This is a genomic window from Tardiphaga sp. GW822-FHT04G09 (genome assembly GCF_058800725.1).
Map to the genome: position 1 here is coordinate 57,678 of NZ_JBXAMO010000021.1, position 25,880 is coordinate 83,557.

Consider the following 25,880-nt stretch of genomic DNA (forward strand, 5'->3'; position numbering starts at 1 on the left):
TCCGCCTCACGCCACTTCGACGAGCGCGGGCGGGCGCTTCGACAGCAGCATCACGGCAATGCCGCAGACGACGACGATCATGCCCGCGAGCCGCAGCGGTCCGAATGTTTCGCCGAAGGTGATGCTCGACGCCGCCGCGCCGATGAACGGCACCAGCAGCGCAAACGGCACGACCTGCGCCGCAGAGTAATCGCGCAGCAGCCGGCCCCAGATCCAGTAGCCCAGCGTGGTGCCGATCACTGCGAGGAACAGCACACAGGCGAAGGCCTTCAGCGATGCATGCGTCAGTGCGTGCCACGTCGCGCTGGCGCCATCGACGCTGAACAGCACGACCAGCAGCGGCAGCAGGGCGACAAGGCTGATCCAGGCAAACAGATCGAGCATCGACACGTTCTTCGCGCGCCGCAGCAGCAGATTGGAAAAGGCAAAACTCACCGGCGCAGTCATCAGCACCGCGAAGGCGAACACGCTGAAATCATAACCGACGGTGAAGCAGATCAGCAGCAATCCGCCCATCGCGATCACGATCCCCGCGACCTGCTGGCCCGTCGGCATCTCGCGCAGGAACAGCGCGGCGAAGCCCACCGTGAACAGCGCTTGGCTCTGCACGATCACCGCGGTCAGGCCGGCCGGCACGCCATGGGCCAAGCCATAGGTCTGCGCCAGAAACTGCGCCACCAGCAGCCAGCTGGTGGCGACGATCAGCAGCCATGACAGTTTCGGCTTCGGCAGGAACAGACACGGCAGCGCCGTGATGCCGAAACGCAGCGTGGTAAGCAGCGTCGACGACATCTCGTCGACCGCCATCCGGGTCAGCACGAAGCCGACGCCCCAGATCACGGCCACCGCAACGGCCAGTGCAATATCGAAGGGTTTCATGACTGCGATGCGCGCGGAGGCTACATCCCCTCCGGTCCGCGGCTGATCGCGGCCACGCCGGTCCGCGAGACCTCGACAAGGCCCAGCGGCCGCATCAGGTCGATGAACTGGTTGATCTTGCCGGTATTGCCGGTGATCTCGAACACGAAGCTCTCGATGGTGGCGTCGATGACGCGCGCACGGAACGCTTCGGCCAAACGCAGCGCCTCGACGCGATGCTCGCCAGTGCCGCGCAGCTTGACCATGGCAAGCTCACGCTCGATGGAGCGACCGGTCAGCGTCATGTCGACAACGCGATGCACCGGGATCATGCGATCGAGCTGATGCTTGATCTGCGTGATCACCATCGGCGTGCCGGTGGTGACAATGGTGATGCGCGAGACGTGCTTGTGGCTCTCGGTCTCCGACACCGTGAGACTTTCGATATTGTAACCGCGGCCCGAAAAGAGCCCGATAACGCGCGCGAGCACGCCGGGCTCGTTGGCGACGAGCACCGTCAGCGTATGCGTCTCATTGGGGTCGTGACGCTCTTCCATGAAATAGGCGGAGGCAGGCTGTTCCATTGTCGTTCCCTGTCGAATTCTCGTTTGGCTTTCGCCACGATGTTACATCCCTCATGGTGAGGAGCGCGGCTTCGCGCGGCTCGAACCATGAGCTTGGACACTCATCCTTCGAGACGCCGCACAAGGGTGCGGCTCCTCAGGATGAGGGCCTGTGTTATCTGCCTCACACCAGCGCCTTGCCGCCCGCGAAAGCCGCAGCCGTGGCTTCGTCATTGGCTTCCAGCGGCAGCAGCATTTCGTTATGGGCCTTGCCGGACGGGATCATCGGGAAGCAGTTCTCCAGCGCCGCGACGCGGCAGTCGAACAGCACCGGCTTCTTCACCTTGATCATCTCCTGCAGCGCGCCGTCGAGATCGCCGGGCTTGCTGCACTGGAAGCCGACGCCGCCATAGGCCTCAGCAAGCTTGACGAAATCGGGCAGCGCCTCGGAATAGGAATGCGACAGCCGGTTGCCATGCAGCAGCTGCTGCCACTGGCGCACCATCCCCATATACTGGTTGTTGAGGATGAAGATCTTGATCGGCAGTTCATGCTGAACGGCTGCCGACATTTCCTGCATCGTCATCTGCACCGAGGCATCGCCGCCGATATCGATGACCAGCGAGTCCGGATGCGCGACCTGCACGCCCAGCGCCGCCGGCAGGCCGTAGCCCATGGTGCCCAGGCCGCCGGACGTCATCCAGCGATGCGGCTCCTCGAAGCCGAAGAACTGCGCCGCCCACATCTGATGCTGGCCGACTTCGGTTGTGATATAGGTGTCGTGACCACGCGTCGCCTCGAACAGCCGCTGGATCGCATATTGCGGCAGGATCACGTCGTCGTTTTTCTTGTAGGCCAGCGAATTGCGCGCGCGCCAGGTGGCGATGGTCTTCCACCAGTCCTTGGTGTCCGGCTTCTTCGCCTCGGATTTGAACACCTGCAGGATGTCGCCCAGCACATTGCCGCAATCGCCGATGATCGGGATGTCGACGCGGATATTCTTGTTGATCGACGACGGATCGATGTCGATGTGGATCTTCTTCGAGTTCGGCGAGAACGCGTCCGTACGGCCGGTGATGCGGTCGTCGAAACGCGCGCCGACGCACAGCATGACGTCGCAATCATGCATCGCCATGTTGGCTTCGTAGGTGCCGTGCATGCCCAGCATGCCCAGCCAGTTCGGGCCGGAGGCCGGATAGGCGCCGAGGCCCATCAGCGTCGAGGTGATCGGAAAGCCGGTGACCTCGACCAGTTCGCGCAGCAGCTTCGAGGCCGCGAGGCCCGAATTGATGACGCCGCCGCCGGAATAGATGATCGGCTTCTTGGCACCCGCCAGCAGCGACACCGCCTTGCGGATCGCGTTGGCATCGCCCTTCACGCGCGGCGCGTAGGAGATATGGACGTCCGACTTGCGCGGCGGATGATAGGTGCCGGTAGCGAACTGCACGTCCTTCGGAACGTCGACGACGACCGGACCCGGACGGCCGGTGGTGGCGACATAGAAGGCTTCATGCAGCACCTTGGCGAGATCGTTGACGTCGCGGACCAGCCAGTTGTGCTTGGTGCAGGGCCGCGTGATGCCGACGGTGTCGCATTCCTGGAACGCGTCGTTGCCGATCAGATGCGTCGGGACCTGGCCGGTGATGCAGACCAGCGGGATCGAATCCATCAGCGCGTCAGCCAGCGGCGTCACCATATTGGTGGCGCCGGGACCCGAGGTCACCAGCACGACGCCCGGCAGGCCGGTGGAGCGCGCATAGCCTTCGGCGGCGTGGCCGGCGCCCTGCTCGTGGCGGACCAGAATGTGCTCGACCTCAGACTGCTGAAAGATCTCGTCATAGATCGGCAGCACCGCACCACCGGGATAACCGAAGATGTGCTTGACGCCGTGATCCGCAAACGCGCGCACGATCATCGCTGCGCCGGTCATCTGATTGGGATCGTGGGGCTTGCTGTCGCTCATGGTTCGCTCCGGATGCGCTCTGCGGCGCGGCTTGGTCTGGGTGGTCGCTGGGGTTCGGAAAGCTTGAAGTTCAGACAATAAAAAAGGGCCCGTTCAGGACCCTCTGCACACCGCTCGGTTCGTGGGTAGCCGTCAGCTACCCCCGGCGGTGCGCCAGGGTACCACGATAATAAGGAGGCTTGTAACTTTATTGCGCACAGGATCAGTCCGACTTTTCATAACTTGCGCGGAACATAGCCAGCAAACCGGGGATGTCAAGGGAAGTTGCTGTGATCGCGCTGATTTCGAAGCCTAGCCGGGTCTTTCGCGTTCGGCGAGCGGAAAAATCGGGCGGGCAGATATGCACCAGCTCGTGCCCCGCCCTGGCGCGGACATACGCGCCGCACGACGGATACTTGCACGCGCGGATTCCTTGCCCAATCCTGTCGGGATAGCCGGCACGGAGCGAGGGGTAAGCGACCATGAGCGACGAAAGGCAGCGCCGCCTGATCTGGCACGGCATGTTCCTGTTTCTACTCGGGCTGCTGACAGGCTTTGCCGAACCGCACTTCAGCAACCCGCGCATGGGTCTCGCCGCGCATCTCGAAGGTTTGATGAACGGCACATTCCTGATCGCGCTGGGCGCGGCGTGGCATCACGTGCGTCTGTCCGGCCGCATGCCGACAGTCACCTTCTGGCTCGCGCTGTACGGCACCTATGCGAACTGGGCGACGACGACGCTCGCGGCGATCGTCGGTGCCAACAGCCTGTCGCTGATCACCGGAGCCGGCCACAGTGCTCCGCCGTTGCAGGAAACCATTGTGACGCTGGGTTTCGTCACCGTAGGAATGGCGATACTGGCGACCGCGCTTCTGGCATTGTGGGGCCTGCGCCGCAGACTATAGGGTGGGCACAGCGAAGCGTGCCCACCATCACATGCAGAGCATAGAACGGTGGGCACGGCGCAAGGACGCCTTTGCCCACCCTACAGTTTCGCCCTCGCCTCCTCCGGCGTCATCCATTCGAACTCCGGCAGTTGATGCCGAAACCAGGTGAACTGCCGCTTGGCATAGTGCCGCGTATCGGCGCGGCCGATCTCCGCTGCCTCGTCGCGCGAGATCTCGCCGCGGATATGCCGGATCAGGGCCGGCACGCCATGCGCCTTCATCGCCGGCAACAGCGGATCGAGCCCACGCGAGGCCAATGCAGCGACCTCGTCCAGTGCGCCCTCGTCCAGCATCTTGCCGAAGCGCGCATCGATCCGCGCATAGAGTTCGTCGCGTTCTGGCGCGAGAAACAGCGCGGTCACGCCCTCCGGCGGCAACAGCGGCGGCAGGCCCTGGCTGTGCCAGTCGGTGAGCGACCGCCCGGTCGCTTCCACGACTTCCAGCGCACGGGCGATGCGCGTGCGGTCGCGCAGGTTCAGCCGTGCGGCAGAGACCGGATCGACGCGCGCGAGCTGCGCATGTAGCGCCTCGGGCCCAGCGCGCTCCAGCCGCGCCCGGACGCCGTCGCGCACCTCGGCGGCAATCGGCGGCACGGCCGAGAGCCCGCGCGTCAGCGCCTTGAAATACAATCCGGAGCCACCGATGAAGATCGGAAGCTTGCCCTGCGCCCGCACTTCCGCGAGCACGCGTGCCGCCTCCTCCACCCACGCGCCTGCGGAGAAATTCACCGCGGCATCGACCGTGCCATAGAGCCGGTGCGGCGCCAGCGCCTCTTCCTCCGGCGTTGGTCGCGCGGTGAGCACGCGCAGGTCGCGATAGACCTGCATGCTGTCGGTATTGATGACCACGCCATCCTGCGCACGCGCCACGGCCAGCGCCAGCGCCGACTTGCCGCTGGCGGTCGGCCCTGCGATAAGCAGCGCTCTGTTGTCTGGCCTGGAACTCACGTCATGTCTCTCGTTGCGACCCTGATCTGCAACCCCGCCGATCCCGCTCTCGATAGCACGGTGGTCGACGGACTGCGCGCGCTTCTGCCGGGCGACACCGAAGCGCACTGGCTGAGCGACGGCGTCGCCGCCGACATCCTGTTCACCAGCGACCACAACATGCTCGCGCTCGGCGATCGCCTCCGCGCTGCCCGCGGCGACATGCCGATCGACGTTGTCGTGCAGCCTGTCGAGGGCCGGCGCAAGAAGCTTTTTCTCGCCGACATGGATTCCACCATGATCGGCCAGGAATGTATCGACGAGCTCGCGGATTTCGCCGGCCTCAAGGCCCATGTCGCTGCGATCACCGAACGCGCCATGCGCGGCGAGATCGAGTTCGAGCCGGCGCTGCGCGAACGCGTGGCGTTGTTAAAGGACCTGAATGTCGGCGTCGTCGACGAAGTGCTGGCCGAGCGTATCACGCTGACACCGGGCGGCCGTGAACTGGTACAGACCATGCGCGCCAATGGCGCCTATACATGCCTCGTCTCCGGCGGCTTCACGCTGTTCACAGCCAAGGTCGCCGAGCTCGTCGGCTTCCAGGAAAACCGCGCCAACGTGCTGCATGTGAATGACGGCAAGCTCACGGGCACCGTTGCCGAGCCGATCCTCGGCAAGGCCGCAAAACTCGCGACCCTCGTCGAACTGCGCGAGTCCTTCGACCTCGACAATCTCGACACGCTGGCTGTCGGCGACGGCGCCAACGATCTCGCCATGATCCAGGATGCAGGCCTCGGCGTCGCCTATCACGCCAAGCCGGCAGTGGCTGCTGCCGCAGCAGCCCGCATCGACCACGGCGATCTCACGGCACTGCTGTATGCGCAGGGATATAGGCGCACCGAGTTCGTGAGCTAGGCGAAATTCTGACTTGGTAACGCCCGTCTCTCCCTGGTCATTCCGGGTTCGGTCCCGTCGCCTCGGGCGCCGGGACCGCTCCGGAATGACAGCTTGGGGCAGTAAGTAGCCGCAAACATTTTTTCCTATTTGTATTAACAACATCCCCATCTTGATTATTTTCCCCTTCGTCCTGCCCCACCGAGAGGGGCGATCGCGATCGTCACGATTGCGGGGCGGCATGCGGTGGACGCCGGAGATGCGGCGTCACGGGATGCGTGGGTAACGGCTGTCTGCGGATAGGCCGCATCGTCTGTGGTCAGGATACCACTGGGACAGGCGGCACGGCCTGGTTGCAGATGGAACGAGCCCGCGGATCACGCGACGGACGACCAGATTCGAAACGCGTCCGGCCCAGTAGCTTGTGCTCCCCCGGCGCTGTCGCGCAGGGCCCAACAAGGGTGACCTTGATCGGTCATCTGGGCAAGCATTCAGCAAGCCGACAAAACACCGCAGGCGGAACGCCGGGCAATCGCCCGTGCTTTCCGAAAGTCCTGATGCATACCCTTGCGGAAGACCGCATCGGCATCAGGCCCAAGGGTGCATCGGGCCCCCGGCGTTCCGCACGCCCTCTCGCAAGGGGCGGGAATGCAAGAGACGACGGCGCCCCCGCGCCGCAAATAACAGGACGATGACGCATGTCTGAAGAGCACGTGTTGTCTGAAGCAGTGGCTGTTTGACAGTTGAATCTGGTGAGGCCGTAGGATGGGTAGAGCGCAGGCGCAGCGCGCCGGAGCGAAACCCATCAATCGCAAACCGTTCGAAGATGGGTTTCGCGAGGACGCTCACCCCATCCTACAATCGCAACAGCGCCCTACTGCACGCTCAGCGCGACGAAGCGCAGCTCGCCTTCGGCGTTCGACACCAGCAGCAGCACCGACTTCTTGCCGTCCTTCTTCAACGCGTCGACGCGCTTCTTGACGTCGGCGGCGTTGGTGACGGCTTCCTGCGCGACCTCGACAATGACATCACCGGCGGCCAGGCGCTTCTCGGCTGCGTCGGAGCCGGCGTCCACGCCGGTCACGATCACGCCCTTCACGCTGTCCTTGATCTTGTACTTGGTGCGCAGATCCTTGCTGAGGCCGGTGAGATCGAGACCCAGCGCCTTCTGGGTCGCCGGCTTCTCGGCTTCCGGCGTAGCCTTGATCGAGGCCTGCACAGGCTTGTCGTCTTCCAGACGGCCGAGGGTGACCTGCTTGGTTTCTTCCTTGCCCTTGCGGATGATCAGCACATTGACGGCCTTGCCGACGGCGGTGCCGGCGACGATGCGCGACAGGTCCTTCGGCTCCTTGACGTCGCGGCCGTCGAACTTGATGACCACGTCGCCGGGCTCGAGGCCCGCAGGCTTGGCGGGACCCTTGTCATCGACGCCGGCGATCAGCGCACCGCGCGCGGGCTTGATGTTCAGGCTCTCGGCGATCTCGTCGGTGACCGGCTGGATGCGTACACCGAGCCAGCCGCGGCGGACTTCCTTGTATTCGCGTAGCTGCTCGATGACGCCGACCACGGTCTTCGACGGGACGGCAAAGCCGAGGCCGATGGAGCCGCCGGTGGGCGAGATGATCAGCGTGTTCACGCCGACCACTTCGCCATCGAGGTTGAACAGCGGACCACCGGAATTGCCGCGATTGATCGAGGCGTCAGTCTGGATGTAGCTGTCATAGGGACTGTTATTGCTGATCTCGCGGTTACGCGCCGAGACGATGCCCGCGGTGACGCTGCCGCCAAGCGAGAACGGATTGCCGATGGCGATCACCCATTCGCCAAGGCGCAGCTTCTCGCTATCGCCGAACTTGACGGCGACCACAGGCTTTACCGGGGTGAACTTCAGCACCGCCAGATCGGTCTTCTTGTCGACGCCGACCAGCTCTGCCTTGATCTTGGTGCCGTCATTCATGATGACGGTGATCTCGTCGGCGCCATCGATGACGTGGTTGTTGGTGACGACAATGCCGGATGCGTCGATGATGAAGCCGGAGCCAAGCGAATTGGTCTTGCGCGGCTGCATGCCGCCATTCTTCTCGCCACCGGGGCGACCGCCGCGGTTCTTGAAGAAGTCGTCGAAGAATTCCTCGAACGGCGAACCTGGCGGCAGTTGCGGCATCGCCCCGCGGCCACCGCCCTCGCCCTTGTCGCTGTTCTTCGCCTCGACGGTGGACGTGGTCGAGATATTGACCACGGAATCGATCACCTTCTCCGCGATATCGGCGATGCCGTCCGGCCCGCGGGCCGAGGCCGGCACGGAAAACGTGGCAACGGCGGCACCAAATGCGAGCGCCGCCAGCAGCGGACGCAGGCCGGCAGACGACGCGCGGCGCGAAGCGGGGCTCAGAGAGGGATGAGCGATGGACATGTCGGAAACGTCTCCAAAAGAGAGTCGGCAAATTTGGCCGAGAGTGCGCCCGAACGGCGACGTCACGCAAGCCTTCGCTCGGGCCATCCGGGTGGCCCATCTGGGACGCGGATTGCGGCGGAATGCGGACGTAAGCGTGCACGATCACGTTGATCGGGAAGAGCTTTTCGAACTCCCGATGAAGGCCGCTAGTGCCGGATTGCCCAGATCAGGATCAGGCCACCGACCGCCGAGACCAGGCCCGCGATGCGCAGGATATTGTCAGGGCTGTGCAGCGCGCTCTTCATGGCGCGACGCATCCATCCGGGGAATGCCAGAAACAGGATGCCTTCGAATACGAACAGGATTCCGATGCCGATGAGGAAGTCGGCAAACGCTATGGACCTCATCCGACTTCCACTCCCGAACGTTCGCACCCTGGCCGTAGTTTCTTGGCAGTTTTCTTGGCGCTTTTCTGAAAACAAATGAGGCGCACCACGATGGCGCGCCTCATCCTTAGATCAGAGTGACAGCGAACGCAAAACAGGTATCTGCGTAAGCTTAACTGACGACGCCGTTACTGCGGCTTTGCCGCGGGGGGCTTTCCCGACGGATTGGCGAAGAAGCGGAAGAACTCCGAATCCGGCCGCAGCAGGAAGCGGGTGTCGTTGCTCTTCAATCCGTTCTCGTAAGCCGTCATCGAGCGATAGAACGCGAAGAACTCCGGATCCTGGCCGTAGGATTCGGCGAACAGGCGGTTGCGCTCGCCGTCGCCCGCACCGCGGGTTTGTTCAGCCGTCGAGTTCGCATCGGCGATGATCACCGTTGCTTCACGATCGGCCTTGGAGCGAATCTCCTGCGCCTTCTGGCCGCCCTGCGCGCGGAACTCGGCAGCTTCCCGCTGACGTTCGGTCTGCATCCGCTGATACACCGCCTGGCTGTTGGCCTCGGGCAGATCGGCGCGGCGAATACGAACATCGACGACCGAGATGCCGTAGCCGTCGGCTTCCTTGTCGAGCTGTTCGCGGATCTTGTTCATCAGGTTCTCGCGCTCGTCGCGCACGATCTGGATGAAGGTGACCTCGCCGAGCACACGGCGCATGGCCGCGTTGAGCAGCGTGGTCAACTGGATGTTCGCCGCCTGGATCGACCCGATGCTCTGGTAGAAGCGCAACGCGTTCTTGATCTTGTAGCGGGCGAAGGCATCGACCACCAGACGACGCTGGTCGTTGGCGATGATTTCCTGAGCCGGGTTTTCCAGATCGAGGATACGCTTGTCGATCGAGATCACGCTGTCGATGAACGGGATCTTGAAGTTCAGACCGGGCTCGGTGACCACGCGAACCGGCTCACCGAGCCGCACCACGAGGGCCTGTTCAGTCTGGCGCACCGTATAGATCGAGCCGAAGCCCACGATGACCAGCACCAGCACTACAATCAGTGCAACGATACCTGAGATGCCGGTTTTCATCGGGTGCTCCCGCTCTGCTGAGGCTGACCAGATGGCGCCGGAGGCTGACGCCGCGGCGTCAGTTCGTTCAAGGGAAGATAAGGCACGACGCCTTGCGAAGCGCCGGCACCCTGGCCGCCGTCATAGACCAGCTTCTCGGCGCCGCCGAGGATCCGCTCCATGGTTTCGAGATAGATACGCTGACGGGTCACGTCCGGCGCCTTCTTGTACTCGTCATACACTTTCAGGAAGCGCGCGCTCTGGCCCTTGGCTTCGGCGATCGCCTGTTCGCGATAACCTTCGGCGACCTGCAGGATCTGCGCAGCACGACCGCGCGCATCGGGAACGACGCGGTTGGTATAGGTCTGGGCTTCGTTCTGCAGACGCTGGGCATCGGCCTGCGCCGCCTGCACGTCACGGAATGCATCGATCACCTGTGCCGGCGGATCCACCTTCTGCAGCTGGACCTGCTGGATCAGGACGCCGGCGCTATAGCCGTCGAGCGTCTTCTGCATCAGTTCCTGCACCTGGCTTTCGGTGGTGGTGCGTGCGCCGGTGAGGATCGGCTGAATGTTGGCGCGGCCAACCACTTCACGCATCACGCTTTCGGCCACCGCTTTCACGGTGCCTTCGGGGTTCTGGATGTTGAACAGGAAGTTGCCGACACCGTCGGGCTTGATGCGCCACAACACGGTGAAATCGACATCGACGATGTTCTCGTCGCCAGTGAGCATCAGGCTTTCTTCCGGCACATCGCGGATGCTGCGGCCACGGCGGCCGGTGTCTTCCATGATCGACATGCCAACCGACAGCGTCGATACGCGCAGCGCCTTCGGCAACAGCACGGTCTCGATCGGATAAGGCAGGTGATAGTTCAGGCCGGGTTGCACGGTACGCACATGCTTGCCGAAGCGCAGCACGACACCGAGCTCTTCGGACTGCACGCGGAAGAAACCGGACAGACCCCAGATCACGAGCGCCACGGCAAGCACGAGCGCGATGCCCATGCCGCTGATGAAGCCGCCGGGCAACAACGACTGCAGACGGTCCTGCCCCTTGCGCAGCAGATCCTCAAGATCAGGCGGCCTCGGTCCGGACGATTGTGGACCAGAACCCCAAGGTCCCTTCGGACCAGAGCCCCATGGGCCTCCGCCTTGATTCTTCCACGGCATTCAACACTCTCCTCTGCGCGGCCGGACATACCGGTCTCGCCACGTCTGCATGGCTTTATAGGGGACGACCCCAGCTCTTACAACGCGGGGTTCTTGATCGCTGGAGCTATGCCCAAGGTCGCAAAAGTCAATGTTAACGGGCGGAAACGCAGTTAACGGGGCGCTCTCCGGCAATATGTCACATAGGAGAAATCGACGCTGTCCTCATCCGCAGCGGCATTCCTGACGCGGGCAACTTCTTCCCACACAGTGAGATCGACTGGCGGCATAAAGGTGTCGCCAACCGGGTTCGCATGCACCTCCGTAACTTCGAGGCGGTCGGCGATCCCCATCCACCGGGCATAAATCTCGGCGCCGCCGATAACGGCGATCTCGGTGACCAAACGCCGCAGCGCATCGCCAGTCGCCACCGCGTGCGCATCGGCAAGCGACGTAGTGACTACGGCTCCTGCGACCTCATAGCCCGCATTGCGCGTGATGACGATATTGGTGCGTCCCGGCAGCGGCCGCTTCGGAAACGACTCGTATGTCTTGCGCCCCATCACGATCGGCTTACCCATGGTCAGCGCCTTCAGGCGCTGCATATCTGACTTCAGCCGCCATGGAATGGCATTGCCCTGCCCGATCACACCGTTCTCCGCGACGGCGTAGATGAGAACGATCTGAGGGGCAGCCGTCATTGCGATCACACCGCAACCTCGGCCTTGATATGCGGATGCGGGTCGTAGCCCTCGAGGGTGAAGTCCTCATAGCGGAACGCGAAGATGTCCTTCGCGTCCGGATTGATCTTCGTCACCGGCAGCGTACGCGTTGCCCGCGTGAGCTGCAGCCACGCCTGGTCCAGATGATTGGAGTACAGATGGGCATCGCCGAGCGTATGGATGAAGTCGCCGGCCTTCAGCCCCGTGACCTGCGCGATCATCATCGTCAGCAGCGCGTAGGACGCGATGTTGAAGGGTTTTCCGGTCAGGTGTTTAACCGCTATCTTCGCTATCATATGACAATATTCCACAGAAGATATGAACGGTATTTAGATGCCGCATTCTATCACTTTGATACCTGATTCCAAAGGGAGACACTATTTGAAGCTGTCGGTCCCCGTCCGGAATGAAGGACAGCCCCGGGCAAACGAACGCACGGGTGGCTCTCACACTGCGGCAATCAAATTTCGCCGTTCAAGTCGATCGTTTCCGTCACCGCAGCGGGGGTTGGCGTTCATCATCTAAAAGCATCGCTGTTATCTGGTAAAAGATAAGGGAAACCTATGAAACTTTCGCCCTGCCGCCTTCGTATATTTAAATCGATGATACAGGAGGGGAACACGTTTTGACTTACGACAATCAGATTGAAGCGGCCATTGCAGACCGGGACATCGATAGATTGCTAATATTTGCATACGGCGACACGTGCAGATGCACCACCGTGAAAGGCGAACCGATGTGCGTCTGCAAGATGTTGGCCACAACACTTCGTTCCAAAATTGTTCCGCGCTCGTTGTTCGACAACAGGATCGAGCGAGTTGAAGCGATCTAGCGGTCGATGGATTTCGGGTTTGAGTTAACGCAAGATAACACCGACCCAATCTTGACCCAGAAGCCTTTCTTCGGTCGGCCCGGCGGGAGAGCGACCTACTCGCCGGGCCTTTAAGAAACGATGTTCCTCACGCCGCTCAATGACGTCAGATGATTATGGATGATTCAGTGGCGTTCGCTACCTGATGCCGGAGATTTCTTCGGGAGGAGCCGACGAGCTTCGTCTGCCTCCCTATTTCGATGGGGCATAGTCAACGTCTGCAAGAACGCGCTTGTCCGATCCGTTGGCGTCCATACCGAAATCGCGGACCGGAGATGCCGCCCCAGCCCAAACACTAACGCGCGATCGGCCCTAGACGTGCCTAATCCGCATCGTCCATCAGCACGAACTGGAAGCCGGTGATCGTGGCACCAAATGCAAAATAGAAGGAACAGCCTCCTATCAAGATAATCCCCATTGTAGTGGGAGCGCTGCTGCTCTGTACCACGTCCCACAGGCGCTGGACATTCAGGGCCAAGAGCGAGCAAGCGAATGCGCCTCCTAAACCTGCACCCATGAATGAGTGAGGCAATAATCGTTCAAAGAGTTGATGATCGCTCATCGTCGATACTCGCCATCATGACAAGTCGAACGCGATTTTTGTGCGACAGCTCCAGTCCCGAAATGCAGAATAGCAGTTATTGGCAGTCTTTTGCGCGGCCTGACTTACAACGGCGATCCGTACCTGCATGCCGTCCGCAAGGTCTCGGGCTCATTCGGGCAGCCGTCGCTTTCTGATCCAGCGCCGCTGATCCGTTGTCAAAGAATTAAGCGGCTACGCTCATGGTACCTTACTGCATTTTATCTTGAGATTGTTTCAATCGATAAGAATTGCTGAGTTTTGCGATGGTTGAGACACGGCTTAAACCTCGTTTCCGGGCCTCGAAAACGGCTACAATTCAGACGGGCCTAGACGCTATTAAATGCGTCATTCGCAATCTATCGACAACTGGCGCGACTATCGAAGTTGAATATCAGATTAGAATTCCGGACAAATTCTCGCTCATTGTGGCTGAGGACAACCTAAATTTGTCATGCCAGGTCGTTTGGCGAAGAGGGTTTCGGATCGGAGTTACCTTCGATTGGCCTTGACCTAAGTCAAGCAGCGGCCAACGCAATCGACGGCGGTATCGCCCAATCCAGCGGAGAGCGTTTCTCTGACAAATTGCGACCGCAAGCCGATCCATCTTGGATCATTCAACCGACTGGCTTTTTGCTTTCCGTGAGCACCGATGAGCGAGTTCGGGCATCGGCCAACAGCGAACAAATATTTAGATCTGTCACCCGACCAGGTTATTGGGCTTCCCGTTAACAACGTACTCGCTGCCGATCTCGTGCACGACATCCGAAGCCGACTGCAAACTGTTGCTGGCACGGGAATCGTCGAACGCATGTGTGGACAGCGCCTGAAACTGAATGGACGCCCGTTCGACGTCGCGGTTCTTGTGTCTGGCAAGCGGTTGTCGAGTTCGAGCTGGCCCTTGACCAATTGCCTGCTCCGTTAAGTGTTCTGCGACCGGCATTTTCTTGAAGTTTTTGACCCACGTCAAAGTCTCAGGAGCCACGCGGATCAACATGCGCACAAGTGCATGACCAAACCAGGTCGCCCATGGAGGCATCAATGTCTGAAAACAACAGCGTACCGCATAGCGTCCCCGCAATCGCAACCGCGCTGCGCCAACGTGCTGCGCAGGCGGCTGCAGTCCAATCCGAGCTCGCCAAGAAGGTGATGGAGATCAACCAGCATTGGCTGGAGCGGGTTCAGAAGGATTCGACCGAACTGTGGCAATTGCTGTTCAAGTTCGGTGGAACGCCTGCGGTGGGCGAAAAGATCAGGCTTTGCGAACAATGGATTGAGGGCGTGATGAAGAACGCCGCCGACGACGCCAGCTACACGCTAGACAGCGCGCGGGCTCTCGGCGAGCTCGAAATGCACTTTTTCTCTCCGGTCAGCGCCGCGGAAACGGAACTGTCGAAAGATGCTGCGGAGTCCCGAAGCCCATGATCCAAGACGGCCCCCGCGAGATAACGCGCGACCGGGAGGCGCTCATGCCGATTGAACACGAATGGCAAAACATCCAGTCCGCTCCCGATGATTGCGATCTTGAGCTCGCGGTCATCGAGAGCGAGGTCCCCCATGCGCTCGTTTTCCCGTGCCGTCGCAGACCGGGCGGGTGGATACACTCCGAAACCAGGGCAATCATCAGGGTGGAGCCGACCCATTGGAGGCTCTGGCAGAGATGCGACTAGCAGCCGGACGGCTTCCCCGGTTGCGATCGGTTGTTCAGCAATGACGCGATCTTTGCCTCTTCCTCGGCCAGCAGCCGCATGAGCAACTGCCGCTTGTCGCCGTTTGTTTCGGTTTCGATTAGCCGTTTAAAATGCGCGATGTTGAGGTCTGCTACGCTTTTGTCCATGGCCCGAATCCCCGATCTGTCGCCAAGGTATGCCAAGGTAGCTTGACTATCGCACGCGAAGGGTACGATGGGAAGGAACTCGAAGCCGCACCATGTTGCGGTGTTTTGGTTGAGCGATACCGCATATCGACGTGGGCGTGGGTTGAGGTGATCGGGGAGACGCTAGTTTGAACAGTCGGGCGCGCGCTTTTATTCCGTACGGCATGGCTGCAGCCGCGGTCGCCGTGGCGGTATTGCTGCGTATGCTGCTCGAATATTCTTTCGAGGGCCGTACATTCACGGTCATTTACGTGCCGGTCGTGGTTTTCGCTGCATTCGTGGGAGGCCGCGGTCCCGCAATCTTCGCCACGTTGCTCTGTATCGTCGGCAGTTTGGCCATCAGCGGCAGGGAATTGCTGCTGCATCCCGCCAATCTGATTGACCTTTCGTTCTTCGCAGTGGTGGGGCCCGTGCTTGGCCTTATCGGCGATCGGCTGTTCAGAGAGTCCGATCACGCGCGGAAACGACAGGCGCATCTGCAATCGATCCTGGAAACCATGCCTGAAGCCATGATCGTCATCGACGACAGAGGCATCATAAGCTCCTTCAGCGCGGCGGCGGTCCGCCTGTTCGGATGGAGCGCAGCCGAAGCGATAGGCAGGAACGTATCCATGCTGATGCCGTCGCCATACCGAGCGGAGCACGACGGCTATCTCGGCCGCTACCGACGAACTGGTGAGCGCCGCATCATCGGCATCGGCCGCATCGTCGTCGGGGAACGCAAGGACGGATCAACATTCCCGATGGAGCTCGCCGTCGGCGAGGCCAAGGTCGGCGACGCCCGGTTCTTCACCGGCTTCGTTCGCGACCTCACCGAGAGGCGCACGCAAGAGCGACGCGTTCAGGAACTGCAATCAGAACTCGTCCACGTCTCCCGTCTGAGCGCGATGGGCGAGATGGCGTCCTCCCTGGCGCACGAACTCAATCAGCCGCTTTCGGCGATCACGAACTATGTGCGCGGCGCGAAGACGCTGCTCGCGCAGCCGAATTCCGATCCATCGCGGATAGCGGCAGCGCTCGACCGGACGGCCGAACAGGCGTTGCGGGCGGGTGAGATCATCGCCAGGCTGCGGGAATTCGTCGCCAAAGGCGAGACGCAGTCCGCACTGGAGAATCCCGGTACTTTGCTGGAGGAGGCAGCGGCGCTCGCTTTGTTCGGAGCCCGAGATCTCGGCATCCACGTGACGCTGCGTGCCGAACCGGACATGCCGCCGGTTCTCGTCGACAGGATCCAGATCCAGCAGGTGGCCCTGAATCTCATCCGCAACGCCATCGAGGCAATGGCAACAGCAGATCGGCTAGAACTCAGCATCACCGTCCGCCGTGACGGCGATTCCGCCCTGTTCGAAATCTCGGACACCGGGCACGGTCTCGGTGCGGAGATGCAAAGTCGCCTCTTCCAGCCCTTTGTGAGCACCAAACCGGATGGCATGGGCGTCGGCCTCTCGATCTGCCGCACGATCGTCGAGGCCCATGGCGGCCGCATCTGGGCCGAGCCGGTGATCGAGGGCGGCACGCGCTTTCAATTCACTTTGCCCTTTGCAGAGCAGGTCCCGCAACATGAACGATAGACCCACCATCGATATCATCGACGACGACCCGGCCATGCGGGATTCCCTGGCCTTCCTGCTCGATGTCAATGGATTCAATGCCCGCTCGCACGGGACCGCCGCTGCGTTCCTCGACCATGTTCGAAAGACGGTCCCCGACTGCGTCGTTTCGGACATCCGCATGCCCGGCATGAACGGGCTGGATTTGGTCCGCAGACTCAAGGCGGACGGCGTGACCTGCCCCGTTATAGCGATCACCGGTCACGGCGACGTCGCGCTGGCCGTCGAGGCCATGAAGGCAGGTGTCGCCGATTTCATCGAGAAGCCCTTCGACGACGATGCGCTGCTCTCTGCCATTCGGTCGGCCATCGCGGCCAAGTCGGTTGATGGGGCCGACACCGGACGTGACGGCGCGATGGCGCGTCTTGCCGACCTGTCGCCGCGCGAGCGCGACGTGCTGCAAGGCCTGGTATCCGGGAAGATCAACAAGGTGATCGCGCACGATCTCGGGATCAGTCCGCGCACGGTCGAGGTCTACCGAGCCAATCTGATGGCGAAGACTGGTGCACGAAGCATGTCGGAGCTCATGCGGCTCGCGCTTGCTGCGGGGCTCTAGATATGGCGCGCACGCTTCGCGTGTTCGCTATAACGCCCGAGCGGTCCACTGCACTATATCTCGGGCGAGTTTCTGGAACGCCGTGTTGAAGGCCGTCGCCGCCGTGGCTGGATCCATCGCGCCGACCGGCTGCGTCGTGCTGAATATCCGTGCGGCAATCACCTTGTTCGATTCATCGAGGATTTTCGCCGACATGATGATCACCGCTTTGGCATCAGCCGACGGGTCGATCTCGAACTTGCGCAAATCCAGCAAGATCCGGGTGCCGACCTGCGCAGAATTATCGGGCCTCAGCGGTGGATGATCGATGTCGTAATTCTCGAAGCTCTGGAGCAGCTTCGCCTGCAAGAGGACCGGTAGGCTGTCGCTCCATTGCGACGCCGCGAAGCCGGGCGGCTCCTCACCCGCCGGAAACAGAAAGCGTTGTGTCTGCAACCTCGCGATCGCGCTAGGTTCACCAAGGGTGATCTGCGTCCTGAGCCGCGGCTGCCCCGGTTCGAATTGCGGAGCTTCTAGATCGTAGGTAACCTTCGCTTGCGGCGACTGGCCTCCCCCCATCGTCCGGTCCAGCCCGGCCAGAATGCTGTCCACGCGCGGCGTATTGCGCGCCAGCCCCTCCGCGAAGATCTTCAGGTTCGCCACCGTATCGCGGAGCGGGTCCGCGTTCTCCGACAGGACAGCGTCCACGCGCTGCAGCGCGTCCCGCGCCGCCTGCGTCATGCTTTGGCCAGCGCCCGGCCCTGCCTCCAGGACATCGCCAGAATCCAGACCCGCAGTACCGCTGCCACCTTCGAGCGCAACGACCGGCACGCCGGTGAGCCCCTGAAAGTCCAGCCCGATCTTGGTGTCCTTGCGCACAGGTGTCTCGATAGCCACAGCAACGGTGGCGGCCACGGCCCGCGGACGCGCGGGGTCCAGACGAAGGGACGTCACCTCTCCGACGCGAATTCCATTGAACAGGACAGCCGCTCCGGTCAACAGTCCGGGAACGGGACCGTCGAAGGCGATCTGATAGGTCGCGCGGCGTCCGACGGCACCGGCGTTGTTCAGCCAGTAGACGAAGCCGAACACGCCGACGATCACGGCGAGGACGAACGCTCCGACGATGACGAATGGTGCGCGCGTTTCCATGTTCTTCTCCTAGGCGGCGGGGCTGTGGATCATCTTGGCGCGTACGCCGTGGAAGTAGCTCCTGACCCACGGATGATCCGAGGCCCGGACGTCATCGAGGGAGCCCAGCGCAACGATCTTTCCGTTTGCAAGTGCCGCGACTCGGTCGCAGATCGATGCAAGACTGCTGAGATCGTGGGTGACCATGAACACCGTTAGACCGAGCGTCTTCTGCAGCACGGTGATGAGGGCATCGAACTCACCCGCGGCGATGGGGTCGAGCCCCGACGTAGGCTCGTCGAGAAACAGGATTGCCGGGTCCAACGCAAGTGCGCGCGCAAGGGCTACGCGCTTGGTCATTCCGCCTGATAGTTCGGAGGGAAGTTTTTCGCCGTCGGCCGCCGTCAGGCCCACCATTTCGAGCTTGGCATTGGCGATCTCGTCCAACAACTCGTCCGAGATGTTGACGTTCTCGCGCAACGGAAACTGTACGTTCTGACGGGCGTTCAACGACGAGAAGAGAGCTCCCTGCTGGAAAAGCACGCCCAAGCGGCTGACCGCGCGGCGTTCGATTTGCGGATCGATGCGTATCTCGCCGCTCCGCTTCGGGAGCAACCCGATCATCGCGCGCATGAGGACGGACTTGCCGCCTCCGGAGGCGCCGACCAGTCCCATCGTCTCGCCGCGGCGAACGGTGAGTGACAGGTGATCGATGACCACGTGGCGGCCAAAGCCAACCACTAGGTCGTCGATTTGGATCGCTGCATCGGGCTCGGACATGGGCTACATTCCGATCGAGGCGAAGAACACGGCGAAGATGCCGTCGATGACGATGACGAGAAAGATCGATTTCACGACCGACGCAGTGGTCTGACGCCCAAGCGACTCGGCGCTTCCCTTCACGCGCAAGCCTTCCATTGCGGCGACGATTCCGATGACCAGGGCCATAAATGGCGCCTTGATCAGGCCGACCTCGAAATGGGTCACGGAAACCGCCTCGCGGAGTCGCGCGATGAAGATCGCAGGACTCATTCCGCCGTAGAGCCATGCGACGAGACCGCCACCATAGAGCGCTGCCAGCGAGCCGAGGAAGGCGAGGATCGGCAATGCGATGATCAGCGCCAGCACGCGCGGAATGATTAGCACTTCGATGGGATCCCGCTCCATGGTGATCAGGGCGTCGATTTCCTCGCGCATCTTCATGGAACCAATCTCGGCAGTGTACGCGCTGCCGGAGCGGCCAGCGACCATGATGGCGACGATCAGAACTCCGATCTCGCGCAGCACCAGAATGCCGACCATATCGACCACGTAGGATTCCGCGCCGAAGCGTCTGAAGTGGAAGATACCCTGCTGGGCGATGATCGCGCCGATCAAGAAGGTGATGAGCAGCATGATCGGAATCGCCTGCCAGCCGACCCGAAATAACTGATAGACGGTCGAGGTCAGGCGCAGCCGCGCAGGTCGCAGCATGATGCGTCCCAGGCTAGTACTGACCGCCCCAAGCAGATGCAAGAATGCCACGGCATCACGGAATACGCTCGTCATGTAGTCCGCTGCGCGCTCAATCTGAACCAGCGGCCAAGCCTTTCGCGGTTCTACTTCCGGCGGCCCCCTGTTGAGTTGATGTGCCTGCGCGATCAGCCCTGACAGGGATGCCATAAGACCATGGGCTTTCACGGCGCCGCCGCCGGCCGGCGCGCGGGTGACCTTCTCGAGGATCCAGGCACCTGACGTATCGAGGTCCGTCACAGCCGTCAGATCGAGTTCGCCGCCAGGCGCCGGGCGGAGACGCAGTTCCGCGTCGCGCAGCAGCCGCTCCATCAATTCGGCATGCTCCACTGTCCAAGAGCCACCGGCGGCCAAAGCGAGCGGGCGCCCGGGCTGCGCTGTCAGAGTCGGAAGTAGATCAGGCGGGCTTATGGCGTCTTGCATGAGCGCAGATAGAAGGATCGCCCCCTATCGCGCCTTGATCAATCGCAAGGCGGCCCCTCTATCGAGGTGGGTGAGTTTGACGTGGGTCAATCGGCAGAAGCGAAATCGGCTTACTCTGCGGACGATGAGGGAACAGGATGCCAAAACATACCGAACAGCAGGATCGCTACACTGCGCCGCGATGTGGGCTTGCTTCGAGCGTCGTCCGCGTTTGGGCGGCCATAAAGAGGATTCTGAACGATCGACAGCGTCCTTTTGAGACAAGGGTGATCGAGCAGTCCGCCTCCGCTGTCGTCTCCGCCCTCATGATAGGCATTCTGGTCGGCGCGGCACTGCGTGCGACCCACCGAACGGGAGGTCCGGATCGGCCTCGCCGGCCGGCATGACCAATACCGATCCTGACCAAAGGGACATCCCATGCAGCAACACTCCTTCCAACCCTTCCGTAACAGCAGCCTCCCCGCGACTTTCCGCAGAATCCGCCTCGAATTTGCGCGCAGTGCCAAGCATCCCGAGGGAAACTCCGAGATCGGCTACGTAATCGCTGCGCCGCTCGACGGGAACGATCACATCGATGCTGCGTCGTGGAAGTCGCACCGCGAGGCTTGCCGCGTCACGCGCCTGCGTCCGGGCGGAGATGACATCCGCGGCCATCTCGTCCGCAGGCCCGGCGGAAGCTGGGCATTCCACTACGACGTGGCTGGAGACGTGTCGGACGAGGCGGGATTCCATTTCGAGGAGGAAGCGTTCCGGCAAGGCGAATACGTTTCGTTACGCGAGGCCGACGCAATCCATACCTATCGGGTGATGTCCGTCACCCCGCTTTAACCGACCGCGCATCAAGCCGCTCTGATGTTCTCGGAGTAGAAACTGAGCCATACGTCAGAGGATCGGTCCTCGCTTCGGGCGGGTCAGTCATCGCACCTGCAGCTTCAGCGAAACGAGCGCGACGGCCGGATCCTCCGGGTCGTTTACGACCTGGAAGCCCAAAGCCCGGCACATCTGCAGCATGCCGTCGTTCGATTGCAGCACGTCGCCATGCAGCTCGAGGAGACCTTCGCTCTTCGCGTAGCGGATCAGTTCGGTCATCAGGGCCCAGCCGAGGCCGTGCCCCTTGTGGTCGGAGCGGACCAGAACGGCATATTCCGCCGTCTTGTACTGGGAGTCTGAATGCAGACGCGAGACCCCGAATATTTCGCCGCCGCCAGGAGCCTCGGCGGCGAAAGCCATGGCGCGTGCATAATCGAGTTGCGTGAGCCGGGCCACGAACGGGTGCGGGAATTCCTTGATTGCCCCGAGAAACCTCGAATGCAAATCGCCGGCATCGGTGTGGTCAAGCAGATGCTTGATGGCGGCCTCGTCTTCCGGCACGATAGGACGCAGGTGAACGGTCTCGCCATCCTGCAGAACGACGTCGCGTTGCCACGCTGCAGGAAACGGCCGGATGGCCAGCCGTGTCTGTCCAGCGAAAAGGCGCTCCGGTACGGCCACCGCGATCCGCGCATCCAGCGCCAGAACGCCGGCTTCGTCCGCAAGCAACGGATTGATGTCGAGTTCGCGGATCAGCGGAAGGTCGATCGCCATCTGCGATAATTTCAGCAGTGTCATCTGGACGGCGTCTTCCTTGACGGCGGGAACATCGCGGTAGCCAGTCAGTTGCCGCGCGACCGCGGTGCGCTTCACCAGATCGTCCGCCAGCTTCATATCGAGCGGCGGCAATGCGAGCGCCTTGTCGTTGATGATTTCGACGGCAGTTCCGCCACGACCGAAAGCGACCACCGGTCCGAACGTCGGATCGTCGGCAAGGCCGGCGATCAATTCCCGCGCGTGCGGCCGCACGATCATCGGCTGAACGATAACGCCAGCAATGCGGGCGCCCGGACACTTGGCTGTCACGGCCTCCATCATCGCACCATGGGCAACGCGGACAGCGTCGGCGTTCCGCAGGCCAAGCGCCACGCCCCCGACATCGGACTTGTGCACGATGTCGCGCGACAGGATCTTCATAACTACCGGATGGCCCTTCCGGAAAAAGCTCTCCGATAATGATACGGCTTCGTCCACATTCGCCGCCATCCGCGTCGGGACGATCGGGATGTCGTAGGCGTCAAACACGGTCGCGATTTCCAACGGGTCGAGCCAACCGCGCCCCTCCCCGATGGCCTGGTCCAAGACGCGTTGCGCAGCGGCACGATCCGCCTTGACGCCCGCCATGCCGCCGGGAGGCGTCGCCATCAATGTTTGCATCGACTCATGATGGTGCACGCCGTAAATGAAAGCGCGTATGGCATCGTCCTCCGTCGGGAAATTCGGGATGGCGGCGGAGTCGAGGGGCCCCGACACCGCTGCGTCGGCACCGACGAAGGCAGCCAACACCGGCTTCGGTGGTGATCCGGACCCGTTTCCCCTGTGCTCCGATACTGTATCGGCCACCGCATGGGCAATGGCGACGGGGTCCGCCACGGCGGTCTGGACATTCATTACCAGGACGGCATCGTTGCCGGCGTCGTCAAGCAGGGCATCCAGCGCTGCCCGGTAGGTGTCGGCACCCGCATCGCCGCCGACATCCACCGGGTTAGATCCTGACCATCCGCCGAGTGCATCGTCCAGCCGCGATCTGACGGCACCGCCAAGGTCCGCCGGAACGCCACCGAGTTCGACCAACCGATCGACCGCCAGGATGCCCAGACCCCCACCGTTGGTGAGGATGGCGAGACGCTTTCCGCGAGACTCTACGCCCCCTGCCAGCACCTCCGCGCAGTCGAACAACTCCCTGAGGTCGAACACGCGCAGCAGACCTGCGCGGCGAAAGGCGGCATCGTAGACAGCGTCGGCGCCGGCCAGTGCTCCGGTATGCGTCGCCGCCGCCTTGGCGCCCTGCGCCATGCGGCCCGCCTTGACCACGACCACGGGCTTCACGCGCGCCGCAGCGCGCGCCGCCGACATGAACTTGCGCGCATCCGGGATCGCCTCCAGATAGAGCAAGATGGCCCGGGTGCCCGGGTCCGATGCGAAGTAGTCGAGACAATCGGCAAGATCGACATCGAGTTGATCCCCGATCGAGACAATCCCGGAGAAGCCAACCGGCCGCCGCGCCGCCCAGTCGACCATGGCGGCGACAATCGCACCCGACTGTGAAATCAGAGCCAATGATCCTTCGCCCGGCATATGCGCCGCGAAGCTCGCGTTCAGGCGATGCCGCGGCACAAGTAAACCTAGGCAGTTTGGCCCGATCAACCGCAGTCCGCCCTTCTTCGCCGCATCGAGTGCTGCTGCCGCGAAGGAATTGGCGCCGTGGCCCAGACCAGAACTGAGGATGACAGCTCCTGCCGCGCCCTTGATGGCGGCTGCGGAAATGATCCCCGGTACGGCCGCCGCCGGCGCCGTGACGACCACGAGATCCGGCGGGAAAGGCAGAGCGTCGAGGGACGCGAACGTCTTGTGGCCCTCGATGTCCGGATGCACCGGATTGACGACCTCAAATTTGCCGACGTATCCAGCCGCGCGGATGTTGCGCAGAACAGCTGCTCCCAAGGATCCTGGGCGGGGGCTCGCACCAACGAGAGCGAGTGCCTGGGGAGCCAGCAGCTTCTCTAATTTGTACGTCGACATACCGCAGCATCCGGGCCAGGGGTGGGCACGCCCGCCGGGAGCGTGCATTTTCGCAAGGCTCGGAATATGTCTCCGCGCCCCACGATACCGATGAGCTTGTTCTCGCGATCATGTACCGGCACGCTCTTGATCCGGTGCTGCACCATGGTCTGCAGGACGTGGGTCAGACGGGTATCGCTATTCGCAGAGATCACGTCGCGTGACATGATTTCCTCGACCACGGTTCCCATGATCTCGTCATAATGCGGAAGGATCTGATCCGTACTGAAGGCGAAGGGCCGCAGAGAATCGAACTTCGAAACGATTCCGATAACCTCGCCATTGCGGACCACGGGATAGGACTCGACGTCGTCCATCGCGAACAACCGGTGCAGGTCGCCGACAGTCGTCTCTGGAGAGACCTGCCTGCAAGATCTGGTCATTACATCGCCAGCTGTCTCTTCAAGAAACTCATACATAGTTCGCTCCCGGGCGGCCGGAGACGTGCCGCGGATGAGTGCGGCACGTCGCGTGCCGGATCAGGCTGCGCTCTTGATTTCGATCTGCTTCGAGACCTTGGGTGCCGGCTTCTGAACCGTCACCTTCAGGACTCCCTTGGCGATCTCGGCCGAGATGTCTTCCGACTTCACTCCAGCGGGTAGTTCGATGGACCGGGAGAACGAACCGTAGCTACGTTCGACGAGATGATAGTCCTTCTCCTTTTCCTCGCGCTCGTTCTTCTTCTCGCCGCGGATAGTCAGGGTATTGTCGGCGACGTTGAGCGTGACATCCTTCTTTTCAAGACCGGGGAGTTCGGCCGTAATCTCGATCACCTTGTCGGTCTCGCTCACATCCATGTTCGGGACGACGCCCGCATGGGTGACGAAGCCGGGGAAACCGCGCGTGAAACCGTCGAACAGTCGGTCGATCTCCTGCTGCAGGAAGGATAGCGGATTTGCCTCGCGGCGCGAAACCTGACGCTCGGCGCCGACGGGAACAACAGATTGCTTGGACATATACTTGCCTCCTGTTTGAGCCTTGATGGCAACGAAAGCATACTCTGCTGAGGACTGCCGGCTTTGCGCAAAATCAAAAGGCCGCCCTGGATGGGCGCAATTGATATGCCCGGCTGTCCGATGAAATCCTGGTGCTTGTCCAGGACGGTTGGATCACATTGACGGTACCGTCGACTGGCATTTCGAAAAGACAGCGGCGGATGACAACGTCAGGAAACTCGCCGGCTTCCGCGGGATCACGAACAAGATCGAAATCAAGCCGCGAGCAGAACCCTCCAACGTGAAGCTGACGATCGAGTCTGCGCTCATGCGTCATGTTGGTCGCGTCAGGCGCATCCGCGTCACCGTCAAGGATGGCCATAACGTCACTCTCGAAGGCAACGTGGACAACTGGGACGAAAAACGCGCTGTCGAGAACGCGGCTTGGTCCGCCCCGGGAGTATCCGCGATCGACGACCGGCTGACGATCAAGTGAGAAGTGGCTCATCCTGCAGGCGATCGTCTCTGCAGGAGGCTGCCCGACCGAACGAACTTCGAGCCGAGGCGGTATTTGGGCGCTCCCGAACATTAGAGCGGAGCGAAGAGCATTCTCTCCCTCAGGGCCTGTATCGTATCGCAGATCTGTTGTTGGGCCCCCGCCACATCCTTCAACGTCTTTTCCTTGTCAGTCGACGTATAAACTTCGAGCGCGCCCATGCAGTGTCGGCTTGCCTGCTGGACCGCCTCCAGGACCTCTTCCGCCGTGAAGTTCAGCCGATGTCCCATGGCCGTGGCCCGGCGGATCCTGTCGGCGTATCCGCGCAGGCGATCGCCGGCGACTGCGACGGGACTTGCTTCAGGCGCTTTGCGCCGAGTGGCACGATGCATAGCACCCTCCTATAGGCAAGATA

The 25,880-nt window shown here is 61.9% G+C and carries 27 protein-coding genes and 1 pseudogene; 8 read left to right on the forward strand and 20 right to left on the reverse strand.

Going from position 1 to position 25,880, the window contains the following annotated elements; all coding sequences use genetic code 11:
• Positions 1-6: 6 nt before the first annotated feature.
• The 3 genes from AC1RLZ_RS25800 to AC1RLZ_RS25810 form a co-directional block, all read right to left on the reverse strand.
• A complete protein-coding gene (locus tag AC1RLZ_RS25800) occupies positions 7-879 on the reverse strand; it encodes an EamA family transporter (protein ID WP_493190945.1) in 873 nt (290 codons plus the stop codon).
• 20 nt (positions 880-899) lie between these two features.
• A complete protein-coding gene (gene ilvN / locus AC1RLZ_RS25805) occupies positions 900-1,442 on the reverse strand; it encodes an acetolactate synthase small subunit (RefSeq protein WP_116660748.1) in 543 nt (180 codons plus the stop codon).
• Positions 1,443-1,605: 163 nt separating this feature from the next.
• Positions 1,606-3,384 (reverse strand): acetolactate synthase 3 large subunit, encoded by a 1,779-nt coding sequence (locus tag AC1RLZ_RS25810; protein ID WP_493190946.1) that lies wholly within the window; start codon positions 3,382-3,384, stop codon positions 1,606-1,608.
• Between the two features lie 461 nt (positions 3,385-3,845).
• Here AC1RLZ_RS25810 and AC1RLZ_RS25815 point away from each other — a divergent pair, with 461 nt between their 5' ends.
• Positions 3,846-4,268: a styrene oxide isomerase gene (locus tag AC1RLZ_RS25815; RefSeq protein WP_371426097.1), complete on the forward strand. Its 423-nt coding sequence runs from the start codon at positions 3,846-3,848 to the stop codon at positions 4,266-4,268.
• 80 nt (positions 4,269-4,348) lie between these two features.
• Here the strand turns inward: AC1RLZ_RS25815 and miaA are convergent, their stop codons facing one another.
• Positions 4,349-5,257, reverse strand: a complete 909-nt coding sequence (miaA, locus tag AC1RLZ_RS25820; protein WP_493190947.1) for a tRNA (adenosine(37)-N6)-dimethylallyltransferase MiaA — start codon at positions 5,255-5,257, stop codon at positions 4,349-4,351.
• Positions 5,258-5,260: 3 nt separating this feature from the next.
• Between miaA and serB the strand changes: the two genes are divergently transcribed.
• Complete coding sequence (gene serB, locus AC1RLZ_RS25825) at positions 5,261-6,151, forward strand: phosphoserine phosphatase SerB (protein WP_493190948.1); 891 nt, start codon at positions 5,261-5,263, stop codon at positions 6,149-6,151.
• 853 nt (positions 6,152-7,004) lie between these two features.
• On the opposite strand, the gene AC1RLZ_RS25830 is transcribed toward serB, so the two are convergent.
• The 7 genes and pseudogenes from AC1RLZ_RS25830 to AC1RLZ_RS25860 form a co-directional block, all read right to left on the reverse strand.
• The gene (locus AC1RLZ_RS25830) at positions 7,005-8,543 is read right to left on the reverse strand and encodes a Do family serine endopeptidase (protein ID WP_493190949.1); all 1,539 of its coding nucleotides are present in this window, start codon (positions 8,541-8,543) and stop codon (positions 7,005-7,007) included.
• 188 nt (positions 8,544-8,731) lie between these two features.
• Entirely contained in the window at positions 8,732-8,932 is a 201-nt protein-coding gene (locus tag AC1RLZ_RS25835; RefSeq protein ID WP_371424620.1) for a DUF2065 domain-containing protein, read from the reverse strand.
• Between the two features lie 167 nt (positions 8,933-9,099).
• Positions 9,100-9,993: a protease modulator HflC gene (hflC, locus tag AC1RLZ_RS25840; protein WP_371424619.1), complete on the reverse strand. Its 894-nt coding sequence runs from the start codon at positions 9,991-9,993 to the stop codon at positions 9,100-9,102.
• Entirely contained in the window at positions 9,990-11,144 is a 1,155-nt protein-coding gene (hflK, locus tag AC1RLZ_RS25845) for an FtsH protease activity modulator HflK (protein ID WP_371424618.1), read from the reverse strand. The genes hflC and hflK overlap by 4 nt, the downstream gene beginning before the upstream one ends.
• 152 nt (positions 11,145-11,296) lie before the next feature.
• Positions 11,297-11,824 (reverse strand): dihydrofolate reductase, encoded by a 528-nt coding sequence (locus tag AC1RLZ_RS25850; RefSeq protein ID WP_493190950.1) that lies wholly within the window; start codon positions 11,822-11,824, stop codon positions 11,297-11,299.
• Between the two features lie 5 nt (positions 11,825-11,829).
• Positions 11,830-12,108: pseudogene (gene thyA, locus AC1RLZ_RS25855) on the reverse strand (thymidylate synthase); the annotation flags it as partial.
• 930 nt (positions 12,109-13,038) lie between these two features.
• Positions 13,039-13,278 carry a hypothetical protein gene (locus AC1RLZ_RS25860; protein ID WP_493190951.1) on the reverse strand — a complete coding sequence of 80 codons (240 nt, stop codon included), beginning with the start codon at positions 13,276-13,278 and terminating at the stop codon, positions 13,039-13,041.
• A gap of 284 nt (positions 13,279-13,562) precedes the next feature.
• Here AC1RLZ_RS25860 and AC1RLZ_RS25865 point away from each other — a divergent pair, with 284 nt between their 5' ends.
• Positions 13,563-13,808 carry a PilZ domain-containing protein gene (locus AC1RLZ_RS25865; RefSeq protein ID WP_493190952.1) on the forward strand — a complete coding sequence of 82 codons (246 nt, stop codon included), beginning with the start codon at positions 13,563-13,565 and terminating at the stop codon, positions 13,806-13,808.
• A gap of 188 nt (positions 13,809-13,996) precedes the next feature.
• Here the strand turns inward: AC1RLZ_RS25865 and AC1RLZ_RS25870 are convergent, their stop codons facing one another.
• Positions 13,997-14,293 (reverse strand): hypothetical protein, encoded by a 297-nt coding sequence (locus tag AC1RLZ_RS25870; RefSeq protein ID WP_493190953.1) that lies wholly within the window; start codon positions 14,291-14,293, stop codon positions 13,997-13,999.
• Between the two features lie 32 nt (positions 14,294-14,325).
• On the opposite strand from AC1RLZ_RS25870, the gene AC1RLZ_RS25875 reads away from it, so the two are divergent.
• A complete protein-coding gene (locus AC1RLZ_RS25875) occupies positions 14,326-14,721 on the forward strand; it encodes a hypothetical protein (RefSeq protein ID WP_493190954.1) in 396 nt (131 codons plus the stop codon).
• 241 nt (positions 14,722-14,962) lie between these two features.
• On the opposite strand, the gene AC1RLZ_RS25880 is transcribed toward AC1RLZ_RS25875, so the two are convergent.
• Positions 14,963-15,133: a hypothetical protein gene (locus tag AC1RLZ_RS25880; RefSeq protein WP_493190955.1), complete on the reverse strand. Its 171-nt coding sequence runs from the start codon at positions 15,131-15,133 to the stop codon at positions 14,963-14,965.
• Positions 15,134-15,336: 203 nt separating this feature from the next.
• Here AC1RLZ_RS25880 and AC1RLZ_RS25885 point away from each other — a divergent pair, with 203 nt between their 5' ends.
• The gene (locus AC1RLZ_RS25885; RefSeq protein ID WP_493190993.1) at positions 15,337-16,743 is read left to right on the forward strand and encodes a sensor histidine kinase; all 1,407 of its coding nucleotides are present in this window, start codon (positions 15,337-15,339) and stop codon (positions 16,741-16,743) included.
• Positions 16,733-17,338, forward strand: coding sequence for a response regulator FixJ (fixJ, locus tag AC1RLZ_RS25890; RefSeq protein WP_493190956.1), 606 nt, complete (start codon positions 16,733-16,735; stop codon positions 17,336-17,338). Before AC1RLZ_RS25885 ends, fixJ begins: the two co-directional genes overlap by 11 nt.
• Before the next feature lie 27 nt (positions 17,339-17,365).
• Here the strand turns inward: fixJ and AC1RLZ_RS25895 are convergent, their stop codons facing one another.
• The 3 genes from AC1RLZ_RS25895 to AC1RLZ_RS25905 are packed head-to-tail and all read right to left on the reverse strand — an operon-like array spanning position 17,366 to position 20,290.
• The gene (locus AC1RLZ_RS25895) at positions 17,366-18,469 is read right to left on the reverse strand and encodes an ABC-type transport auxiliary lipoprotein family protein (protein ID WP_493190957.1); all 1,104 of its coding nucleotides are present in this window, start codon (positions 18,467-18,469) and stop codon (positions 17,366-17,368) included.
• 9 nt (positions 18,470-18,478) lie between these two features.
• Entirely contained in the window at positions 18,479-19,228 is a 750-nt protein-coding gene (locus AC1RLZ_RS25900; RefSeq protein WP_493190958.1) for an ABC transporter ATP-binding protein, read from the reverse strand.
• Between the two features lie 3 nt (positions 19,229-19,231).
• A complete protein-coding gene (locus AC1RLZ_RS25905) occupies positions 19,232-20,290 on the reverse strand; it encodes an MlaE family ABC transporter permease (protein WP_493190959.1) in 1,059 nt (352 codons plus the stop codon).
• Positions 20,291-20,800: 510 nt separating this feature from the next.
• Between AC1RLZ_RS25905 and AC1RLZ_RS25910 the strand changes: the two genes are divergently transcribed.
• On the forward strand, positions 20,801-21,211 hold the full coding sequence (locus AC1RLZ_RS25910; RefSeq protein WP_493190960.1) for a hypothetical protein: 411 nt from the start codon (positions 20,801-20,803) through the stop codon (positions 21,209-21,211).
• Positions 21,212-21,298: 87 nt separating this feature from the next.
• Here AC1RLZ_RS25910 and AC1RLZ_RS25915 read toward each other — a convergent pair whose 3' ends face one another.
• From AC1RLZ_RS25915 to AC1RLZ_RS25925, 3 genes are read right to left on the reverse strand one after another with little or no spacing between them, the layout of a single operon-like run.
• The gene (locus tag AC1RLZ_RS25915) at positions 21,299-23,995 is read right to left on the reverse strand and encodes a bifunctional acetate--CoA ligase family protein/GNAT family N-acetyltransferase (RefSeq protein ID WP_493190961.1); all 2,697 of its coding nucleotides are present in this window, start codon (positions 23,993-23,995) and stop codon (positions 21,299-21,301) included.
• Positions 23,977-24,453 (reverse strand): CBS domain-containing protein, encoded by a 477-nt coding sequence (locus AC1RLZ_RS25920; RefSeq protein WP_493190962.1) that lies wholly within the window; start codon positions 24,451-24,453, stop codon positions 23,977-23,979. Before AC1RLZ_RS25920 ends, AC1RLZ_RS25915 begins: the two co-directional genes overlap by 19 nt.
• A 60-nt stretch (positions 24,454-24,513) precedes the next feature.
• The gene (locus AC1RLZ_RS25925) at positions 24,514-24,990 is read right to left on the reverse strand and encodes an Hsp20/alpha crystallin family protein (protein ID WP_493190963.1); all 477 of its coding nucleotides are present in this window, start codon (positions 24,988-24,990) and stop codon (positions 24,514-24,516) included.
• 148 nt (positions 24,991-25,138) lie between these two features.
• On the opposite strand from AC1RLZ_RS25925, the gene AC1RLZ_RS25930 reads away from it, so the two are divergent.
• A complete protein-coding gene (locus AC1RLZ_RS25930) occupies positions 25,139-25,465 on the forward strand; it encodes a BON domain-containing protein (RefSeq protein WP_493190964.1) in 327 nt (108 codons plus the stop codon).
• A 92-nt stretch (positions 25,466-25,557) separates the two neighbouring features.
• Here AC1RLZ_RS25930 and AC1RLZ_RS25935 read toward each other — a convergent pair whose 3' ends face one another.
• Entirely contained in the window at positions 25,558-25,857 is a 300-nt protein-coding gene (locus AC1RLZ_RS25935; protein WP_493190965.1) for a hypothetical protein, read from the reverse strand.
• Positions 25,858-25,880: the final 23 nt, after the last annotated feature.

Excerpts from the sequence above, each read along its gene's own strand:
- AC1RLZ_RS25865 (WP_493190952.1), top strand. The coding sequence starts at position 13,563 with ATGGTTGAGACACGGCTTAAACCTCGTTTCCGGGCCTCGAAAACGGCT.
- hflK (WP_371424618.1), bottom strand. The coding sequence starts at position 11,144 with ATGCCGTGGAAGAATCAAGGCGGAGGCCCATGGGGCTCTGGTCCGAAG.
- AC1RLZ_RS25850 (WP_493190950.1), bottom strand. The coding sequence starts at position 11,824 with ATGACGGCTGCCCCTCAGATCGTTCTCATCTACGCCGTCGCGGAGAAC.
- AC1RLZ_RS25935 (WP_493190965.1), bottom strand. The coding sequence starts at position 25,857 with ATGCATCGTGCCACTCGGCGCAAAGCGCCTGAAGCAAGTCCCGTCGCA.
- AC1RLZ_RS25810 (WP_493190946.1), bottom strand. The coding sequence starts at position 3,384 with ATGAGCGACAGCAAGCCCCACGATCCCAATCAGATGACCGGCGCAGCG.
- AC1RLZ_RS25900 (WP_493190958.1), bottom strand. The coding sequence starts at position 19,228 with ATGTCCGAGCCCGATGCAGCGATCCAAATCGACGACCTAGTGGTTGGC.
- AC1RLZ_RS25875 (WP_493190954.1), top strand. The coding sequence starts at position 14,326 with ATGGAGGCATCAATGTCTGAAAACAACAGCGTACCGCATAGCGTCCCC.
- AC1RLZ_RS25880 (WP_493190955.1), bottom strand. The coding sequence starts at position 15,133 with ATGGACAAAAGCGTAGCAGACCTCAACATCGCGCATTTTAAACGGCTA.
- AC1RLZ_RS25860 (WP_493190951.1), bottom strand. The coding sequence starts at position 13,278 with ATGAGCGATCATCAACTCTTTGAACGATTATTGCCTCACTCATTCATG.
- AC1RLZ_RS25815 (WP_371426097.1), top strand. The coding sequence starts at position 3,846 with ATGAGCGACGAAAGGCAGCGCCGCCTGATCTGGCACGGCATGTTCCTG.
- AC1RLZ_RS25920 (WP_493190962.1), bottom strand. The coding sequence starts at position 24,453 with ATGTATGAGTTTCTTGAAGAGACAGCTGGCGATGTAATGACCAGATCT.
- AC1RLZ_RS25925 (WP_493190963.1), bottom strand. The coding sequence starts at position 24,990 with ATGTCCAAGCAATCTGTTGTTCCCGTCGGCGCCGAGCGTCAGGTTTCG.
- AC1RLZ_RS25915 (WP_493190961.1), bottom strand. The coding sequence starts at position 23,995 with ATGTCGACGTACAAATTAGAGAAGCTGCTGGCTCCCCAGGCACTCGCT.
- ilvN (WP_116660748.1), bottom strand. The coding sequence starts at position 1,442 with ATGGAACAGCCTGCCTCCGCCTATTTCATGGAAGAGCGTCACGACCCC.
- AC1RLZ_RS25830 (WP_493190949.1), bottom strand. The coding sequence starts at position 8,543 with ATGTCCATCGCTCATCCCTCTCTGAGCCCCGCTTCGCGCCGCGCGTCG.
- fixJ (WP_493190956.1), top strand. The coding sequence starts at position 16,733 with ATGAACGATAGACCCACCATCGATATCATCGACGACGACCCGGCCATG.
- AC1RLZ_RS25910 (WP_493190960.1), top strand. The coding sequence starts at position 20,801 with ATGCAGCAACACTCCTTCCAACCCTTCCGTAACAGCAGCCTCCCCGCG.
- serB (WP_493190948.1), top strand. The coding sequence starts at position 5,261 with ATGTCTCTCGTTGCGACCCTGATCTGCAACCCCGCCGATCCCGCTCTC.
- AC1RLZ_RS25895 (WP_493190957.1), bottom strand. The coding sequence starts at position 18,469 with ATGGAAACGCGCGCACCATTCGTCATCGTCGGAGCGTTCGTCCTCGCC.
- hflC (WP_371424619.1), bottom strand. The coding sequence starts at position 9,993 with ATGAAAACCGGCATCTCAGGTATCGTTGCACTGATTGTAGTGCTGGTG.
- AC1RLZ_RS25870 (WP_493190953.1), bottom strand. The coding sequence starts at position 14,293 with ATGTTGATCCGCGTGGCTCCTGAGACTTTGACGTGGGTCAAAAACTTC.
- AC1RLZ_RS25885 (WP_493190993.1), top strand. The coding sequence starts at position 15,337 with ATGGCTGCAGCCGCGGTCGCCGTGGCGGTATTGCTGCGTATGCTGCTC.
- AC1RLZ_RS25835 (WP_371424620.1), bottom strand. The coding sequence starts at position 8,932 with ATGAGGTCCATAGCGTTTGCCGACTTCCTCATCGGCATCGGAATCCTG.
- AC1RLZ_RS25800 (WP_493190945.1), bottom strand. The coding sequence starts at position 879 with ATGAAACCCTTCGATATTGCACTGGCCGTTGCGGTGGCCGTGATCTGG.